Source organism: Paucibacter sp. M5-1 (assembly GCF_027498415.2).
Taxonomy (GTDB): domain Bacteria; phylum Pseudomonadota; class Gammaproteobacteria; order Burkholderiales; family Burkholderiaceae_C; genus Roseateles_E.
The window spans coordinates 1,893,216-1,909,277 of sequence record NZ_JAPZLM020000001.1 but is presented as its reverse complement, the minus strand read 5'-3'; the positions used below and the strand labels follow the sequence as shown (position 1 = coordinate 1,909,277).

16 protein-coding genes are annotated in these 16,062 nt (G+C 68.5%); 9 read left to right on the top strand and 7 right to left on the bottom strand.

Translation table 11 applies throughout. The annotated features are described in order from the left end of the window. Positions 1–7 precede the first annotated feature (7 nt). Positions 8–1,639, top strand: coding sequence for a GGDEF domain-containing protein (locus tag O5M90_RS08830; protein ID WP_269838843.1), 1,632 nt, complete (start codon positions 8–10; stop codon positions 1,637–1,639). A gap of 12 nt (positions 1,640–1,651) precedes the next feature. Here the strand turns inward: O5M90_RS08830 and O5M90_RS08825 are convergent, their stop codons facing one another. Continuing rightward, positions 1,652–2,614, bottom strand: coding sequence for an MBL fold metallo-hydrolase (locus O5M90_RS08825; RefSeq protein ID WP_269838844.1), 963 nt, complete (start codon positions 2,612–2,614; stop codon positions 1,652–1,654). A 49-nt stretch (positions 2,615–2,663) separates the two neighbouring features. Between O5M90_RS08825 and def the strand changes: the two genes are divergently transcribed. Further along, positions 2,664–3,200, top strand: a complete 537-nt coding sequence (gene def / locus O5M90_RS08820) for a peptide deformylase (protein WP_269838845.1) — start codon at positions 2,664–2,666, stop codon at positions 3,198–3,200. Between the two features lie 84 nt (positions 3,201–3,284). Next, the gene (locus O5M90_RS08815; protein WP_269838846.1) at positions 3,285–5,120 is read left to right on the top strand and encodes a DUF6600 domain-containing protein; all 1,836 of its coding nucleotides are present in this window, start codon (positions 3,285–3,287) and stop codon (positions 5,118–5,120) included. 1 nt (position 5,121) lies between these two features. Here O5M90_RS08815 and O5M90_RS08810 read toward each other — a convergent pair whose 3' ends face one another. Beyond that, a complete protein-coding gene (locus tag O5M90_RS08810; protein ID WP_269838847.1) occupies positions 5,122–5,766 on the bottom strand; it encodes an arylesterase in 645 nt (214 codons plus the stop codon). 15 nt (positions 5,767–5,781) lie between these two features. Between O5M90_RS08810 and O5M90_RS08805 the strand changes: the two genes are divergently transcribed. The 4 genes from O5M90_RS08805 to O5M90_RS08790 all read left to right on the top strand — a co-directional run bounded on the left by O5M90_RS08805 (position 5,782) and on the right by O5M90_RS08790 (position 8,975). Next, positions 5,782–6,468 carry an ABC transporter ATP-binding protein gene (locus O5M90_RS08805; RefSeq protein WP_137944574.1) on the top strand — a complete coding sequence of 229 codons (687 nt, stop codon included), beginning with the start codon at positions 5,782–5,784 and terminating at the stop codon, positions 6,466–6,468. Between the two features lie 92 nt (positions 6,469–6,560). Beyond that, the gene (gene pobA / locus O5M90_RS08800; protein WP_269838900.1) at positions 6,561–7,727 is read left to right on the top strand and encodes a 4-hydroxybenzoate 3-monooxygenase; all 1,167 of its coding nucleotides are present in this window, start codon (positions 6,561–6,563) and stop codon (positions 7,725–7,727) included. A gap of 22 nt (positions 7,728–7,749) precedes the next feature. Then, positions 7,750–8,442 (top strand): protocatechuate 3,4-dioxygenase subunit beta, encoded by a 693-nt coding sequence (pcaH, locus tag O5M90_RS08795; RefSeq protein ID WP_269838848.1) that lies wholly within the window; start codon positions 7,750–7,752, stop codon positions 8,440–8,442. Between the two features lie 17 nt (positions 8,443–8,459). Continuing rightward, complete coding sequence (locus O5M90_RS08790; protein WP_269838849.1) at positions 8,460–8,975, top strand: protocatechuate 3,4-dioxygenase; 516 nt, start codon at positions 8,460–8,462, stop codon at positions 8,973–8,975. Here the strand turns inward: O5M90_RS08790 and O5M90_RS08785 are convergent. The 5 genes from O5M90_RS08785 to O5M90_RS08765 form a co-directional block, all read right to left on the bottom strand. Beyond that, a complete protein-coding gene (locus O5M90_RS08785) occupies positions 8,966–9,523 on the bottom strand; it encodes a DUF2062 domain-containing protein (RefSeq protein ID WP_262969790.1) in 558 nt (185 codons plus the stop codon). The two genes, O5M90_RS08790 and O5M90_RS08785, sit on opposite strands and share 10 nt — an antisense overlap. A 79-nt stretch (positions 9,524–9,602) precedes the next feature. Then, positions 9,603–10,406, bottom strand: coding sequence for a peptidylprolyl isomerase (locus O5M90_RS08780; protein WP_137944627.1), 804 nt, complete (start codon positions 10,404–10,406; stop codon positions 9,603–9,605). 55 nt (positions 10,407–10,461) lie between these two features. Beyond that, positions 10,462–10,725 carry a BolA family protein gene (locus O5M90_RS08775; RefSeq protein WP_137944578.1) on the bottom strand — a complete coding sequence of 88 codons (264 nt, stop codon included), beginning with the start codon at positions 10,723–10,725 and terminating at the stop codon, positions 10,462–10,464. Then, positions 10,722–11,135, bottom strand: a complete 414-nt coding sequence (gene msrB, locus O5M90_RS08770; protein WP_137944579.1) for a peptide-methionine (R)-S-oxide reductase MsrB — start codon at positions 11,133–11,135, stop codon at positions 10,722–10,724. The genes O5M90_RS08775 and msrB overlap by 4 nt, the downstream gene beginning before the upstream one ends. Positions 11,136–11,191: 56 nt before the next feature. Beyond that, on the bottom strand, positions 11,192–12,736 hold the full coding sequence (locus O5M90_RS08765; RefSeq protein WP_269838850.1) for a methyl-accepting chemotaxis protein: 1,545 nt from the start codon (positions 12,734–12,736) through the stop codon (positions 11,192–11,194). A gap of 219 nt (positions 12,737–12,955) precedes the next feature. Between O5M90_RS08765 and O5M90_RS08760 the strand changes: the two genes are divergently transcribed. Then, entirely contained in the window at positions 12,956–14,602 is a 1,647-nt protein-coding gene (locus O5M90_RS08760) for a 3-(methylthio)propionyl-CoA ligase (protein WP_269838851.1), read from the top strand. Between the two features lie 80 nt (positions 14,603–14,682). Continuing rightward, the gene (locus tag O5M90_RS08755; RefSeq protein WP_137944582.1) at positions 14,683–15,924 is read left to right on the top strand and encodes a branched-chain amino acid ABC transporter substrate-binding protein; all 1,242 of its coding nucleotides are present in this window, start codon (positions 14,683–14,685) and stop codon (positions 15,922–15,924) included. Positions 15,925–16,062: the final 138 nt, after the last annotated feature.

Genomic DNA, 16,062 nt, shown 5'->3' with positions numbered 1-16,062 from the left:
CCGGCCCATGCTGAATGCCTTGTCCCCGCCCTGGGTGCCGCCACCCGCCGCCGAGCTCAGCCGGCTTGAGACGCTGGTCGCCGAGGGGCCGGTCGCCGCGCTGGCCGAGCTCGACGGCCTGCTGTCCAACTGCCCGGACCACGCCGGCTTGCCGCGAGCGCAGCTCTTGCGCTTGCGCGGCCTGGCCCGCGCCCATGGAGCGCGGCCGCTGGACGGGCTGGGCGATCTCTACCGCGCCCGCGACTTGCTGGCCGAGTCTGCGGGGCAGGCGCCTGAACATTTGCAAGCCCGTTGCCAGGTCGAGCGCGCGCTGTCGGTCAACCATGAGCAGCTGGGCAGCTACGACAGTGCCCTGATCCATGCGGAGGCGGCGCTGCAGCTGGCCTTGCGCCTGGGCGATGGGCTGGATGAGCTCAATGCGCGGCTCAGCATTGCGGTGCTGGTCTCGCGGCTGGACCGGCCCGAGGAGGGCCTGGCGCTCTACGCCGAGCTGGAGCCGGCCTATGCGCGTCTGGGCCAGACCCGCAAGCGCCTGGCGGTGCTCAACAATATGGGCATCAATCTGAAGAATCTGGGGCGCTACGAGGAGGCGGCGACTCGCTATCGCGAGGCCAAGCGCCTGGCGGGCGAGGATGCGCTGTTGCAGCGCGTGCTGGGTGCCAACGAGGCCGAGGCCCTGGCCAGTGCCGGGCATTGCGAAGCGGCGCTGGCGGTGCTGGAACCGCTGGCGGCGCTGCTGCCGGCCCCGGCCGGCCCGGTGCTGGCCCAGCTGGCCACGGCGCGCGGCCTGGCCCTGCGCGGCCTGGGGCGCTGGGCCGAGGCCTGCGAGGTCCACCGGCAGGCGCTGCTGCATGCGCGCGAGCTGGGCCTGCGCCGCGCCGAAGCCGACCATATGCTGGGTCTGGCCCTGGCTCAGCAGGGGGCCGGCCTGCATGCCCAGGCCTTTGCGAGCCTGCAATCCCATATGGCGCTGGAGCGGGCCTTGTTCGACGAGCGCGGCGCCCAGCGGCTGGCCGCGCTGCAGGTCCAGCATGCGCTGGAGCGTGCCCGACATCAGGCCGAGCTGCATCGGCTGCGCCATGTGGAACTGCAAGGCCTGCACGAGGATCTGGAGCGCGCGCTGGCCGAGAAGGACCGGCTGCTGGCGCAGCTGGCCCAGCAAAGCCGCACCGACGGCCTGACCGGCCTGGCCAACCGCCGCCATCTGGAGCTGGCGCTGGCCGAGGCCTGCGCTCAGCCGCAGGGCCTGGTGCTGGCCTTGCTGGACATCGACCACTTCAAGTCCATCAACGACCGGCTCGGCCACCCGGTCGGCGATGTGGTGCTGCGCCGCCTGGCCCAGGCCCTGCAGGCCCAGACCGGCCCGGCGGGCTATTTCGCGGCACGCTATGGCGGCGAGGAGTTCTGTGTGCTGTTGACGGGCGCGAGCCTGCCGACGGCCCTGGCCTGGGCCGAGACCCTGCGTGCCGATATCGCCGCGATGCTCTGGGATGAGCTGGCGGGCGGTCTGTCCCAGGTCACCCTGTCGATCGGTCTGGCGGCTTTGGAACCCGGCGAGGCCGGACTGGCCCTGCTGACACGGGCCGATGCGGCGCTGTACCGGGCCAAGGCCCAGGGGCGCAACCGCGTTCAGGCCTGAGGCGCGCGCCCTTCAGTCCTGCTTGTCCAGCCACACGCCCAGACCCTGGGCGTTGAGTTCCACATCCATGGCCAGCAGCTCGGTCTGGCGCGCCGGGCTCAAGGTGCAGCCATGTGCCGCCAGGCCTTGCAGGTAGAGCGTCAGCAAGGCGTCCTTCAGCGCCTCGTGGCGCAGCGGGTGGCCGCGCAGGCTGCGCGCCGTCTCGGCCATGGAGCGGGCCTGGCTCAGCAGCAGGCCGGCGAGTCGCTGCACCTCATCGGCATGGCCTCCGACCCGGCTGTAATGGGTCAAGAACATCTGCGTCGGCGCATAGCTCAGCAGGCGGGCCACCGAGGTTTCCAGCGCCTCGGGATCGAACTGCACCGGCGTGCTGGTCGGCATGATCCAGGGGCCTAGCGCGGTGTCGAACTCGCGGTAGGACAGGCCGAAGGTGTCGCCGGAGAACCAGCCCTGGCTCCTCGCATCCCAGATGCAATGGTGGTGGCGCGCATGGCCGGGGGTGTCCAGCAGCAGCAACTCCCGTGCGCTTGTGCCGACGGGGATCCTCATGCCGTCCTCGCTGGCCATCACGCGCTCGGCCGGCACGCCGACCAGCCGGCCATAGGAGCGCTGCATCTCCTGCTCGCCATAGACCGCCAGCGCGCCCTCGTACAGCGCGCTCGGATCGACCATATGGCGCACGCCGCGCGGGTGCACCAGCAGCCTGGCGCTCGGCAAGGACTGCATCAGCAGGCCGGCGCCGCCGGCATGGTCCAGATGCACATGGGTCGGTATCACCCAGTCGACCGCATCGGGCCCCAGGCCCAGCTGCTGCAGCGCGGCCAGCAGGCGCGGCACGGCGTGGTTGGTGCCGCAGTCGATGAAGGCGGCGCGGCCGTTCTCGACCAGCAGATAGGCGGCGTCGAAATGGTCGCGCTGAAAGCCGGTGTCGATGGCGTAAATGCCGTCGCCGAGGGCCTGCACAAACTCGGACATGGTCTTGTCTCCTTAGAATCCGTCCAACGATAGCCCGACAGGATCAATGATGGCAGTCAGAGAACTACTGAAGATGGGCGATCCGCGCCTGCTGCGGGTGGCGAAACCGGTCACCGAGTTCGGCACGCCGGCCCTGCGTGAGCTGGTGGCCGATATGCTGGACACGATGAAGGCCGCCAACGGCGCCGGACTGGCCGCGCCGCAGATCGGCGTCGACCTGCAGCTGGTGATCTTCGGCTTCGAGCGCAACGAGCGCTATCCGGACGCGCCGCCGGTGCCGCTGACCGTGCTGATCAACCCGCTCATCACGCCGCTGTCCGACGCGATGGAAGAGGGCTGGGAGGGCTGCCTGTCGGTGCCGGGCCTGCGCGGTGTCGTGCCGCGCCACAGCCAGCTGCGCTACAGCGGCTTCGATCTGGAAGGCCTGCCCATAGAGCGCGAGGCCACGGGCTTCCACGCCCGTGTGGTCCAGCATGAGTGCGACCACCTGCTTGGCGTGCTTTATCCGATGCGCATCAAGGACTTCAGCCGCTTCGGCTACACCTCGGTGCTGTTCCCGGAGCTGGACCCGAACGCCGACGACTGAACGCCGACGGCCAAGCAAAGTTTTGTAAGCAGGTCGGCGCCGCGCGGTCCGCTGGCGTTATAGAGCGGCTATCTGGAGACCAGCATGAAAGCCGCTGCCTTGCCCCGCTTCCCTCGACTTTACTCACTGCTGTTCTGCCTGGCGCTGAGCACCTTGCTGAGCCCCGCCCGGGCCGATGAGGATCCGCCGGCGCGGGCCGGTCGTGTCGCCGAGATCAGCGGCGAAGCCTGGCTGTTCGATGCCGAAGACAAGGAATGGGTGCAGCTGGAGCGCAACCAGACCATAGGCCCGGGCGACCGCCTGCGCACCGATGGGGGCGGTCGCGTCAGCCTGCGGGTCGGCTCGACCAGCCTGTGGCTGGACGAGGGTAGCGATCTGGAATTCAGCCGCCTCGATGACGGCCGCGTCGAACTCCGGCTCGACAAGGGCTCGCTGGCGCTGCGGCTGCGCAACCGCGAAGAGGTCAACGACTACCAGCTGCTGACGCGCGAGGGCCGTTTCAGTGCCGAACGCGAGGGCCTGTACCGCATCGACCAGCTCGAGCGCGGCAGCCGCGCGCTGAACTGGGAGGGCAGCCTGCGCTTTGATTCGCGCGCGCGCGAGGCCGCGCCGGTCTGGCTGCAGGCCGACGAGCAGGCCGAATTCTGGTGGGCCGACGGCCCGCGCACCGAGCGCCAGCGCCTGCAGCGCGACGAGTTCGCCGACTGGCTGCTGGCCCAGCGCGAGGCCGAGGGCCGTCATTTGGCCAGCAGCTATGTCTCGCCCGAGATGACCGGCGCCGAGGAACTGGACCGCCATGGCCGCTGGGAGCAGAGCAGCGAGTACGGCCCGCTGTGGACGCCCACTGTAGTGGCGGTCGACTGGGCGCCTTATCGCTATGGACGCTGGGGCTGGACGCGCGCCTGGGGCTGGAGCTGGATCGATGCCGCGCCCTGGGGCTTCGCGCCCTTCCACTATGGCCGCTGGGTGCATCACGGCGGGCGCTGGTGCTGGGCGCCCGGCGCCTATGTGGCACGGCCGGTCTATGCGCCGGCCCTGGTGGCCTGGGTTGGTGGGCCGGCGGTCAGCGTCGGCATCCATATTGGCGGCGGCCGGCCGCCTCCGCCGCGCTATGGCTGGTATCCGCTGGCGCCGCGCGAGGCCTATCTGCCCGCTTATCGCCACAGCCCCGGCTACTGGCAGCGGGTCAACCGCGAGCATGGCCATGGCTGGCAGGGCCGCCCCGAGCATCGCCGCCATCGCAATATCGATGTGCCCGGCGCCGTCAGCCTGCTGCCCGAGCAGGGCCGCGGCCGGCCTTCGCCCTTCAATCCCGGCCAGATGGGGCCGCTGCGGCCGGTGACCCAGGTGCCGGGGCGTGGCGAACTGCCGCAGTGGCAGGTGCCGCGCGTGCGCCCGCCCCAGGCCATCGTCGAGCCCCGGCCGCCGCGTGAGCGCCCCGACCGCCCCGAGCGCATTGACCGGGTCGATCGGATCGATCGCAACGAACGCTTTGAACGCATCGAACGTCCCGATCGGGGCGACCGGGCTGAGCGCGGCGAGCGCTTCGAGCGACCGGGCTGGACGAGCCGACCCGGCCGACCGGCCGATGGCGTCGGGCCGCCGCGCCCGACGCCGAATCCGAATGCGGGGCGCTCCGATGAGCCGCTGCCGCCCCGCGAGTTCCATGGTCGGCCGCCCGGCTTCGAGCCGCGCGTCCCCGGGCGTTTCCAGGAGCGTGGCGCCGAGCCGCGGCCGCAGCCCCAGATCGGCATCCCGGCCCCGCCGCGCGGCATCGAGCGGCCGCAGCGTGAGGCCGAGCCGGCGCGGCCGCCGCAGGTGCAGCAGCCGCAGGTGCAGCCGCCACAGGAGCGCGGCCCGCAGCGCGGGCGCGGCGAGTGGACCGGTGGGCCGGGCCGGCGCGGCGAGCAGGCTCAGTGAGTCAGAGCAGGGGCCGCAAGGCCCGCCAGACCTGGCCCAGCATCAGCGGATGGGCCTTGGCCAGTGGGTGGATGCGGTCGCCCTGGAACCAGCTCTCGGCGTCCGGCCGGTCGGCCACGCCCGCCAGCAGAAAGGGCGTCAGCGCGGTCTTCTCGGCCCGCGCCACCGCTTCGAACAGCGCGGCGAAATCGCGCCCGTAGCTGGCGCCATAGTTCGGCGGCACCTGCATGCCGACCAGCAGCACCTTGGCGCCGGCGGCCTTGCCGGCGCGCACCATGGCCTGCAGGTTCTCGCGTGTCATCGACAAAGGCAGGCCGCGCAGCGCGTCATTGCCACCCAGCTCGATGATCAGGTGCGTGGGCTTGTGCTGGCTCAGCAGGGCCGGCAGGCGTGAACGCCCGCCCGAGCTGGTGTCGCCGCTGATGCTGGCGTTGATCACCTGGGCCGCCAGTTTCTCGTCCTTGAGTTTTTGCTCCAGCAGCGCGACCCAGCCGCTGCCGCGCGCAATGCCATACTCGGCCGACAGGCTGTCGCCCAGCACGACGATGCGGCGCGGTGATGTGCCGGCCGCGGTCTGCGCAAGACCTGGCACCGCGATCAGCAAGGCCGGCAGGCTACAGTGTTGAATCCATTGACGACGTTTCATCCCGATCCGAATCCTATGTCTGAAGTGATTTCCGCAGCGATTGTTGAGGTCGACCACGTCGGCAAGCAGGTGCAGGACGCGACCGGCGTGCTGACGATTCTGCATGACATCTCGTTCACGCTGGCCGCGCGCGAATCGGTGGCCATCGTCGGCGCCTCGGGCTCGGGCAAGAGCACCTTGCTGGCCATCCTCGCCGGCCTGGACACCCCCAGCAGCGGCACGGTGCGTCTGGCCGGCCAGGATCTGTTCGTGCTGGACGAGGACCAGCGCGCCGCCCAGCGCGCGCTGCACATCGGTTTTGTGTTCCAGAGCTTTCAGCTGCTGGGCAATCTGACCGCGCTGGAGAATGTGATGCTGCCGCTGGAGCTGCGCGGCGAGCGCGAGGCCCGGGCGCTGGCCACGCAGATGCTGCAGCGGGTCGGCCTCGGTGAGCGGCTCGGGCACTATCCGCGCGTGCTGTCCGGTGGCGAGCAGCAGCGGGTGGCGCTGGCGCGGGCCTTTGTGCAGCGCCCGGCCGTGCTGCTGGCCGATGAGCCGACCGGCAGCCTGGACTTCGCGACCGGCGCGGCGGTGATGGCGCTGATGTTCGAGATGAACCGCGAGGCCGGCACCACCTTGGTGCTGGTGACGCACGATCCGGCGATCGCGGCGCGCTGCCAGCGCCAGCTGCGCATCGAAGCGGGGCGCCTGGCCACGGTCTGATGTTCGATTAGTGCAAGCCTGCAGCGTTTGTGTCCATTGAGAAGCGCGCCGGCGCCGGCTACGCTTGGCCGATGGTGAATCCTCCCGCCGCGATCCGCACCCAGGTCGCCATCATCGGCGCCGGCCCGGCCGGCCTGCTGCTCGGCCAGTTGCTGGCCAAGGCCGGTATCGCCAACATCATCATCGAACAGCGCAGCCGCGCCCATGTGCTGTCGCGCATCCGTGCCGGCGTGCTGGAACCGGGCACGGTGGCTTTGCTGGACGAGGCCGGGGTCGGCCAGCGCATGCACCGCGAGGGCTTGCCGCATGGCGGTTTCGAGCTGTGCATAGACGGCCGCCTGCAGCGCATCGATCTGCAGGCGCTGACCGGCAAGCAGGTGATGATTTACGGCCAGACCGAGCTGACCCGCGACCTGATGGACGCGCGCACCGAGGCCGGGCTGGAGAGCGTCTATGAGGCCCAGCAGGTCGAGGTGCTGGACTTCGACGGCCGGCAGCCAAGGGTGCGCTTTGTCCAGGACGGCCAGGCCCGCGAGCTGCGCTGCGACTTCATCGCCGGCTGCGACGGTTTTCACGGCGTCTGCCGCGCCAGCGTACCGCCCGCGCTGCTGACCACCCACGAGAAGGTCTATCCCTTCGGCTGGCTGGGCGTGCTGGCCGACGTGCCGCCGGTTTCGCCCGAGCTGATCTATGTGCGGCATGAGCGTGGCTTTGCGCTGTGCAGCCAGCGCAGCGCGACGCGCAGCCGCTACTACCTGCAGTGCGACAGCCAGGCGCGGGTCGAGCAATGGTCGGACCAGGCCTTCTGGGACGAGCTGCGCCGGCGCCTGCCGGCCGCCGAGGCGGCGCGCCTGGTGAGCGGGCCGGCGCTGGAGAAGAGCATCGCGCCGCTGCGCAGCTTCGTGGCCGAGCCGATGCGCTTCGGCCGCCTCTTCCTGGCCGGCGATGCCGCCCATATCGTGCCGCCGACCGGGGCCAAGGGCCTGAACCTGGCGGCCTCCGATGTGGCCTATCTGTGGCAGGCGCTGGCCGATTTCTACCGTGGCAGCGAGCTGGGTGTCGATCATTACTCGCAGCGCTGCCTGCAGCGGATCTGGAAGGCCGAGCGCTTTTCCTGGTGGATGACCACGCTGCTGCACCGCTTCCCCGATCAGCCGGCCTTCGATGCCCGGCTTCAGCAGGCCGAGTTGAGCTATCTGCTCGAATCGGCCCATGGCCGCGGCATGATCGCCGAGAACTATGTCGGCCTGCCGCTCTGACGAGCACCTCCAGGAGAGCCAGATGCAATTCAAGCCGGTGCCGGCGGGCGTCTACCCCGCGCTGATCTACCCGCCCTACAAGTCCACGCGCAGCCGCGGGCCCGCGCAGCCGCCCTTGCGCATCGACGCGCCGGTCGTGACGACGCAAGGCCTGACCCTGGCCCGCGCGCTGCTGGGCCCGCTCGATGCCGATCTGACCCGCCAGGGCGCGGCCGCGCCGCTGGGCGAGAAGATCGTCGTGAGCGGCCGGGTGCTGGACGAGGATGGCCGGCCGGTGCGCGACTCGCTGATCGAGGTCTGGCAATGCAATTCGGCGGGCCGCTACTGGCACAAGAAGGACCAGCATGCCGCGCCGCTGGACCCCAACTTCTTCGGCCTGGGCAAGCTGATGACGGACGGAGAGGGCCGCTACCGCTTCATCACGATCAAGCCGGGGCCCTATCCCTGGGGCAATCATGACAAGGCCTGGCGTCCGGCCCATATCCATTTCTCGCTGTTCGGCAATGTGATGGCCCAGCGCCTGGTCACGCAGATGTACTTCCCCGCCGACCCGCTGTTCGACCACGACCCGATCTTCCAAAGCATTGCCGATGCGGAAGCGCGCGAGCGCCTGATCGCCCGCTTCAGCATGGAGGACACGGTCGGCGCCGAGATGCTGGGCTATCGCTTCGACATCGTGCTGCGCGGCAGCGCGGCCACCCCCTTCGGCCTGTGAGCCGCCAGGAGCTTGCTATGCCCGACCACGATTGCCTGCTGACAAGTTCGCAAACCATAGGCCCGTTCCCGCATGAGGCCTGGCACTGGGCCGCCTCGGCCCAGCCGGGCGCTGTGGCGGGGGCTGTGGCCGTGGTGATCGCGGGCCGCCTGCTCGACGGCGCCGGCGAGCCCGTCAATGACGGCTGGATCGAGGCCTGGACCCCGGGCGTGGCCGAGGCCGGCCCGCTGCCGGGCTTTCGCCGCGTGGCCACCGGCGAGCAGGGCGAGTTCGTGCTGCGGCTGAGCCCGGCCGTCGGCCATGGCGAGCCGGCGGCTCATATCACGGTGTTTGCGCGCGGCCTGCTGAAGCACCAGTTCAGCGCGGTCTTCCTGGCCGATGCCGCCGGTCTGGCCGACTCGGCGCTGCTGGCCCAGGTGCCCGGGGCGCGCCGCGCCAGCCTGCTGGCGCTGCCCGACGCGGCGCCGGGACATTACCGCTGGGACATCCGCCTGCAGGGTGAGGGCGAGACGGTGTTCTTCGACTACCGCTGAGCACGACGGCGCAGCCGCCGCAGGCGCTCGCCGCGTATCACCGCCCACCAGCCGATATAGACCGCCAGATAGGCCAGCGCGCCCAGCAACAGGCCGGCCAGCGGCAGGCCGATCAGCAGCGGCTTGCCCAGCGCCTGGATCCAGCCCAGCAGGGCCGGGCCCCAGCTCAGCGGCGCGGTCCAGTCGATTTCCAGCATCGCCGGCGTCGCGATCGGTCCATCATGGCCCGAGGCCATCCGGCCCAGCAGGATGGCCAGGCTCCAGATCGGCACCAGGGTGAAGGGATTGGTCAGCCAGGTGGCGGCAATCGCCGCCGCGACATTGGCGCGGCAGGCGATCGCCACGACGGCCGCCAGCACCATCTGCGTCGGCAGCGGGATCACACCGACGGCAAGTCCCAGGCCCACGCCCAGCGCGACACGGCGGCGGTGCGCAACCCACAGCCAGGGCCGCGGCGACAGGTAGTGGCCCAGCCACTTCAGCCCCGGGGTCTTGGCCAAGGTGTCGGGATGGGGCAGCAGTCGGCGAGCAAGACGGGTGGCGGGCATGGGCTGCGCTTGGGCGTTTCCAGAGACGAAAAAAAACCGCGCTCGCCGGGGGCGTCGCGCGGTTTAGGCTCAACTCAACTCAGTTGGCGAACTTGTAGTCGGTCTTGGCCTTGGTCTTCAGCTCTTGCTGGAAGTTGGCGATCTTCTGCTGGCTCAGGCGCTGCACGATCTGCGGCTTGACGTCGTCGAAGGCCGGGAACTGGGCCTCGCGGGTGTCTTCCAGCTTGATGATGTGGAAGCCGAACTGCGACTTGACCGGCTCCTGTGTCATCTCGCCCTTCTTCAAGGCCGTCAGCGCCTGGCTGAACTCGGGCACATAGCTGCCCGGGTTGGCGAAATCGAGGTCGCCGCCATTGGCCGCCGAGCCCGGATCCTTGGAGTTCTTGCTGGCCAGTTCTTCGAACTTGGCGCCGCCCTTGATCTGCGCGATCAGGGCCTTGGCGTCTTCTTCCTTCTCGACCAGGATATGGCGGGCACGGTATTCGGTGCCGCTGTTCTGGGCCTTGAACTTGTCGTACTCGGCCTTGGCTTCGGCATCGGTGACGCCGTTCTTCTTGCCGAAATCAGCGAACAGCTCGCGGATCAGGATGCTCTGGCGGGCCAGTTCCATCTGCGCCTTGTAGTCGGCGCTGGCCGGGATGCCGCGCTTCTCGGCCTCCTGGATGAAGATCTCGCGCAGCACGACCTCGTCCTTGACCTGGGCTTCCAGCTCGGGCGTGCGTTGCTGCTGGCCGCTCTTGGTGACCTGGTTGATCAGCAGGTCGACGCGGGCCTTGGGCACCGGCTTGCCATTGACGGTGGCGACGTTTTGCGCACTGGCCGTCACGGGCACGAGCGCAGCGGACAGGGCCGCGACAGTGGCGGCGAGCACAAACTTCTTCATGGACATGGGCAGCAAAGGTAGAAAAATGCGCCTGACGGCGCGGGGTGCGGGAGAGTCAGCTTTCGTCCGGTGCGCGGGCGTCGATCGCCAGCGCATGGATGCCTTGCTGCATCAACTCAGCCAAGGAATGATATACGAGCTGATGGCGGGCCACCCGCGAGCGGCCGATGAAGCGCTCGCTGACGATGCTGACGTGGTAGTGGCCGCCCTCGCGGGCACCGGCATGGCCGGCGTGCTGGGCACTGTCGTCGCGCAAGCTCAGCAGGCTGGGTTGCAGGGCCGCGCGCAGGCGGCGTTCGATCTCTTCGAGCATGCTCATGGCTTGGGCTCGGGGCGGAAGTCTATCGAGGCCGAGTTGATGCAAAAGCGCTCGCCGGTCGGCTCGGGGCCGTCGGGGAAGACATGGCCCAGATGCGAGCCGCAGTTGTTGCAGCGCACCTCGACCCGCACCATGCCGTGGCTGCGGTCGACGATGCGCTCCACCACCTCGCTATTGACCGGGGCGTAATAGCTGGGCCAGCCGCAGCCGGCGTCGAACTTGGTGTCGGCCTCAAACAGCGGCGTGCCGCAGCCCACGCACTGGTACTTGCCGGCTTCCCAGTGGTCCCAGTACTTGCCGGTGAAGGCGCGCTCGGTGCCGGCCTGGCGGGCCACCTGGTACTGCATGGCGTCGAGCTGCTCGCGCCACTCGGCCTCGGTCTTCTTGATGGGGTAGTCGTGATCGCTCATGGTCGCTCCAGTGTAGCCAGCGGCCCGTGCCCGCGCCGCTGCGGGGTCTTGCGGCCTTACTGCAGGCGGAACACCGAGACGACCTCGGTCATGCGGGCGGCCTGGTACTTCAGGCTCTCGGCCGCCGCCGCGCTCTGCTCGACCAGCGCGGCGTTCTGCTGGGTCACCTGGTCAAGCTGGGACACGGCTTCGCCGACTTGGTCAATGCCCTGGCTCTGCTCGGCGCTGGCGGCGCTGATCTCGGCGATCAGGTCGGTGACGCGCTTGACCTGGCCGACGATGTCGCCCATGGTCTTGCCGGCATTGGCGGCCAGCGCGCTGCCGGCCTCGACCTTGGCCACGCTGTCGCCGATCAGGCTCTTGATCTCCTTGGCCGCCTGCGCGCTGCGCTGTGCCAGCGTGCGCACCTCGCCGGCCACTACTGCGAAGCCGCGGCCCTGCTCGCCGGCGCGGGCGGCCTCGACGGCCGCGTTCAGCGCCAGGATATTGGTCTGGAAGGCAATGCCGTCGATCACGCCGATGATGTCGCTGATCTTGCGCGAGGCGGCGCTGATCTGCTCCATGGTGCTGACCACCTGGCCGACCACCGAGCCGCCCTGGGCCGCGACGCCCGAGGCGCTGGTGGCCAGCTGGTTGGCGGTGCGGGCGGTTTCGGCGTTCTGCTTGACGGTGGCTGTCAGCTCCTCCATCGAGGCGGCAGTCTGCTCCAGATTGGCGGCCTGCTCCTCGGTGCGCTGGGAGAGGTCGGCATTGCCGCTCGCGATCTCGGCGGTGCCGGTGGCGATCGAGTCGCTGCTGGCGCGCACCTGGGCGACGATGCTCACCAGGCTGTCGTTCATGCGCTTGAGTGCGCCCAGCAGCTGGCCGGTCTCGTTCGTGCCCTTGACCTCGATGCGCGAACTGAGGTCGCCGCCGGCCACCGCCTCGGCCACCTTGACCGCCTCGGCCAGCGGCGTGACGATGGAGCGCACCAGCAGCCACGCGATCGCCATGCCCACGCCCACCACCAGCAGCGCGCCGATGCCACCCATCCACAGCAGGCCGGCGCGTGCCGCCGCGGCCTGTGCATCGGCCCGCTCGGCTTTTTGCTCCTGCAGCTTGACGAAGTCCTCGATGGCGCCCAGATAGCGGCCGACGGCGGGCGCGTACTCGTCGCGGATGATGGCCTGGGCGCCGGCCTGGTTGCCGCCGGCGCCGGCCTCGCGCGCCTTCTTGCTGGCGGCCAGCAGCGCGCCGCCATGGCCGACGATGATCTTCAGCTGGGCCTGATCCTCCGGTGTCTGGGCCTGCTTGGTGATCTCCTCGCGCAGCTTCTGCACCCTTGGGGTGTCGGTGGCCATCGGTTCCTTGAAGAGCTCGCCGACGGCCGGGTCGGCGCTGATCGAGGCGGCCATGCTGCGCGTCACCGCGACCTGGGTCATGCCCTGCCAGCGCACCGACTGGCGTATCAGGTCCTGGGCCTGGTCGATCGCGGTGTTCGCCTCGCGGGCGATCACCTGGCCGCGGTAGAGGGTCAGGCCTCCGACCAGCAACATGGCCAGCAGCAGCAGCGCGATGGCGCCGGAGAGTTTGCGGGCAAGACCGAGGTTGTTCAGGTTCATGCGGACTCCAGCATCAAGGCGTGCACCGATTCTGAGCATGCACGCCCGATTTGCCAACTGATGCGGGGCAGGCGACGTGCGATGCTCACGAAACGCCGGTGAATACCCCTAGGCCACCGGTGCCGGCTGTGTAACTCCGGTGACTATGGCCGGTCGGATGCGAGGTTTAAACTGATTCGAACAGGCCTGCCGAGGCCACACAAAGACAGGAGACCGCCGATGGCGCTGATGGGTCAAATGATGACCATGCCCTTGCTGATTTCGTCGCTGATCCAACATGCGGCGCGGCATTCGGGCGATACCGAAATCGTCAGCAAACGCTGTGAAGGCGATCTGCACCGCTACACCTGGCGGGATGCCGAGCGGCGCTCGCGCCAGGTCGCCCAGGCGCTGGGCCGGCTGGGGCTGGCGCCGGGCGACCGGGTCGCGACGCTGGCCTGGAACGGCTACCGCCATCTGGAGCTTTATTACGGCAGCTCGGGCTCCGGCCTGGTGTGCCACACGATCAATCCGCGACTCTTCCCCGAGCAGATCGTCTGGATCGCCCAGGATGCCAATGACCAGGTGCTGTGCTTCGACCTGGGCTTTCTGCCCCTGGTCGAGAAGCTCTGCACCCAGCTGCCCGGCATCCGCCACTATGTGCTGATGAGCGACCGCGCCCATATGCCGGCCGCCAGCAGCATCCCGAATCTGCTGTGCTATGAAGACCTGGTCGAGGCCGAGGACGGGAATTACCGCTGGCCCGAGTTCGACGAGAACACCGCCTCCAGCATCTGCTACACCTCGGGCACGACCGGCCACCCCAAGGGCGCCGTCTACAGCCACCGCTCCAGCGTGCTGCATGCCTACGGTTCGGCGCTGCCCGATGCGATGGACTGCTCCAGCAAGGACGTGATCCTGCCGGTGGTGCCGATGTTCCACGTCAATGCCTGGGGCCTGCCCTACAGCAGTGCCATCGTCGGCGCCAAGCTGGTGTTCCCCGGCCCGCATCTGGATGGCAAATCGCTGTACGAGCTGTTCGAGACCGAAGGCGTGACCTTCAGCGCCGGTGTGCCCACGGTCTGGCTGGGCTTGCTGAATTATGTGAAGAGCAATGGCCTGAAGTTCAGCAGCTTCAAGCGCACGGTGATCGGCGGCTCGGCCTGCCCGCCGGCGATGCTGGCCAGCCTGATGGATGACTTCGGCGTCGAGGTCATCCACGCCTGGGGCATGACCGAGCTCTCGCCGCTGGGCACGCTGTCCAAGCTGACCTCCAAGCAGCTCGCGCTGCCGGCCGAGCAGCAGCGCCGCATCCTGGAGAAGCAGGGCAAGGTGATTTACGGCATCGATATGGCGGTGATCAACGACGAGGGTCAGGCCTTGCCCTGGGACGCGCAGAGCTCGGGCAATCTGGTGGTGCGCGGTCACTGGGTCATCAGCAGCTATTTCGGCGAGCCGCGCTCGCCGCTGGTGACGGTGGACGGCCAGCCCGGCTGGTTCCCGACCGGCGATGTGGCGACCATCGATGCCGACGGCTTCATGCAGATCACCGACCGCAGCAAGGACGTCATCAAGAGCGGCGGCGAGTGGATCAGCTCCATCGATCTCGAAAACATCGCAATGGCCCATCCGGCCGTGCATGAGGCGGCGGCCATCGCCTGCGCCCATCCGAAGTGGGACGAGCGGCCGCTGCTGGTGGTGGTCAAGAAGCCGGACACCCAAGTCACGCGCGAGGAACTGCTGGCCTTCTTCGAGGGACGTATCGCCAAATGGCAGATCCCCGACGATGTGGCTTTCGTGGCCGAGATCCCGCACACCGCCACCGGCAAGATACAGAAGCTCAGGCTGCGCGAGCAGTTCAAGAGCCACCGACTGCCCGGCGCCTGATCCCCGGGCAAACCGCAGGCTGCTTTGCCCGCGCCGCCTCTTAAGCTCTACACGCCTTGCAAACCACAAAGGAGACAACGATGTACAGCAGCAAGCACGTCCTGAAGTTCACCGCAGCGGCCGCCCTGGTGCTGGCCGGCTCCGCAGCGCTCGCTCAAAAGGGCGAGACGGTCAAAATTGCCTGGATCGATCCCTTGTCCGGCCTGATGGCGCCGGTGGGGCAGAACCAGGTCAAGAGCTTCCAGTTCTTTGCCGAGAAGTTCAACGCCAGCAATCCGGCCGGCGTCAAGTTCGAGATCATCGCGATCGACAACAAGCTGAGCCCGGCCGAGTCGCTGAACGCGCTGAAGTCCGCCATCGACCAGGGTGTGCGCTATGTGACCCAGGGCAATGGCTCGGGCGCGGCGCTGGCCATCATCGATGCGGTCAACAAGCACAACGAGCGCAATCCCGGCAAGGAGGTGCTGTACCTGAACCACTCGGCCGTCGACCCCGACCTGACCAATAGCAAGTGCAGCTACTGGCATTTCCGCACCGACGCCGACACCTCGATGAAGATGGAGGCGATGACCACCTTCATGAAGGACCAGCCCGATATCAAGAGCGTCTTCCTGCTGAACCAGAACTATGCCCACGGCCACCAGGTGGCGCGCTATGCCAAGGAAATGCTGGCCCGCAAGCGCCCCGATGTGAAGATCGCCGGCGAGGACCTGCACCCGCTGGCCGCGGTGCGCGACTTCGCGCCCTATGTGGCCAAGATCAAGGCCAGCGGCGCCGACACCGTGATCACCGGCAACTGGGGCTCGGACCTGGCCCTGCTGGTCAAGGCCGCCAATGAGGCCGGCTACAACGGCAAGTTCTTCACCTACTACGCCGGCGTCACCGGCACACCCACGGCCTTGGGCACCGGCTCGGCCGGCCGCGTCTACCAGATCTCCTACAACCACTACAACATGGGCGGCCAGATGTCCAAGTGGCAAAAGGAGTTCCAGGACAAGTTCAACTCGGACTTCTATACCGGCAGCGTGATCCATATCTACACCCTGCTGGGCGAGGCCTTCGCCAAGGCCAAGAGCACCGATCCGGTCAAGGTGGCCGCGGTGCTGGAGGGCATGAAGACCAAGAGCTTCAATGGCGAGGTCGAGATGCGCAAGACCGACCACCAGCTGCAGCAGACCCTGTATCTGTCGGTCTGGCAGAAGACCGATGCGAAGAACACCTACAGCCCCGAGAAGACCGGCATGACCTTTGTGCCGGTGCGCACCTTCGAGCCCTATGTGTCGAGCACGCCGACCTCCTGCGAGATGAAGCGACCGTCCTGAGTAGGCGTGGCGCTTGGCGCAGATTCTGGCGCCGATCCTGGCGGGGCCATCCTTGGGGTGGCCCCTTTCCTGAGATTCACTGAGATGCCCTGCATTGGCGAGATCCTGTGGACCAATTCCTGATCAATCTGCTGAATG

Excerpts from the sequence above, each read along its gene's own strand:
- O5M90_RS08830 (WP_269838843.1), top strand. The coding sequence starts at position 8 with ATGCTGAATGCCTTGTCCCCGCCCTGGGTGCCGCCACCCGCCGCCGAG.
- O5M90_RS08825 (WP_269838844.1), bottom strand. The coding sequence starts at position 2,614 with ATGTCCGAGTTTGTGCAGGCCCTCGGCGACGGCATTTACGCCATCGAC.
- def (WP_269838845.1), top strand. The coding sequence starts at position 2,664 with ATGGCAGTCAGAGAACTACTGAAGATGGGCGATCCGCGCCTGCTGCGG.
- O5M90_RS08815 (WP_269838846.1), top strand. The coding sequence starts at position 3,285 with ATGAAAGCCGCTGCCTTGCCCCGCTTCCCTCGACTTTACTCACTGCTG.
- O5M90_RS08810 (WP_269838847.1), bottom strand. The coding sequence starts at position 5,766 with ATGAAACGTCGTCAATGGATTCAACACTGTAGCCTGCCGGCCTTGCTG.
- O5M90_RS08805 (WP_137944574.1), top strand. The coding sequence starts at position 5,782 with ATGTCTGAAGTGATTTCCGCAGCGATTGTTGAGGTCGACCACGTCGGC.
- pcaH (WP_269838848.1), top strand. The coding sequence starts at position 7,750 with ATGCAATTCAAGCCGGTGCCGGCGGGCGTCTACCCCGCGCTGATCTAC.
- O5M90_RS08790 (WP_269838849.1), top strand. The coding sequence starts at position 8,460 with ATGCCCGACCACGATTGCCTGCTGACAAGTTCGCAAACCATAGGCCCG.
- O5M90_RS08785 (WP_262969790.1), bottom strand. The coding sequence starts at position 9,523 with ATGCCCGCCACCCGTCTTGCTCGCCGACTGCTGCCCCATCCCGACACC.
- O5M90_RS08780 (WP_137944627.1), bottom strand. The coding sequence starts at position 10,406 with ATGAAGAAGTTTGTGCTCGCCGCCACTGTCGCGGCCCTGTCCGCTGCG.
- O5M90_RS08775 (WP_137944578.1), bottom strand. The coding sequence starts at position 10,725 with ATGAGCATGCTCGAAGAGATCGAACGCCGCCTGCGCGCGGCCCTGCAA.
- msrB (WP_137944579.1), bottom strand. The coding sequence starts at position 11,135 with ATGAGCGATCACGACTACCCCATCAAGAAGACCGAGGCCGAGTGGCGC.
- O5M90_RS08765 (WP_269838850.1), bottom strand. The coding sequence starts at position 12,736 with ATGAACCTGAACAACCTCGGTCTTGCCCGCAAACTCTCCGGCGCCATC.
- O5M90_RS08760 (WP_269838851.1), top strand. The coding sequence starts at position 12,956 with ATGGCGCTGATGGGTCAAATGATGACCATGCCCTTGCTGATTTCGTCG.
- O5M90_RS08755 (WP_137944582.1), top strand. The coding sequence starts at position 14,683 with ATGTACAGCAGCAAGCACGTCCTGAAGTTCACCGCAGCGGCCGCCCTG.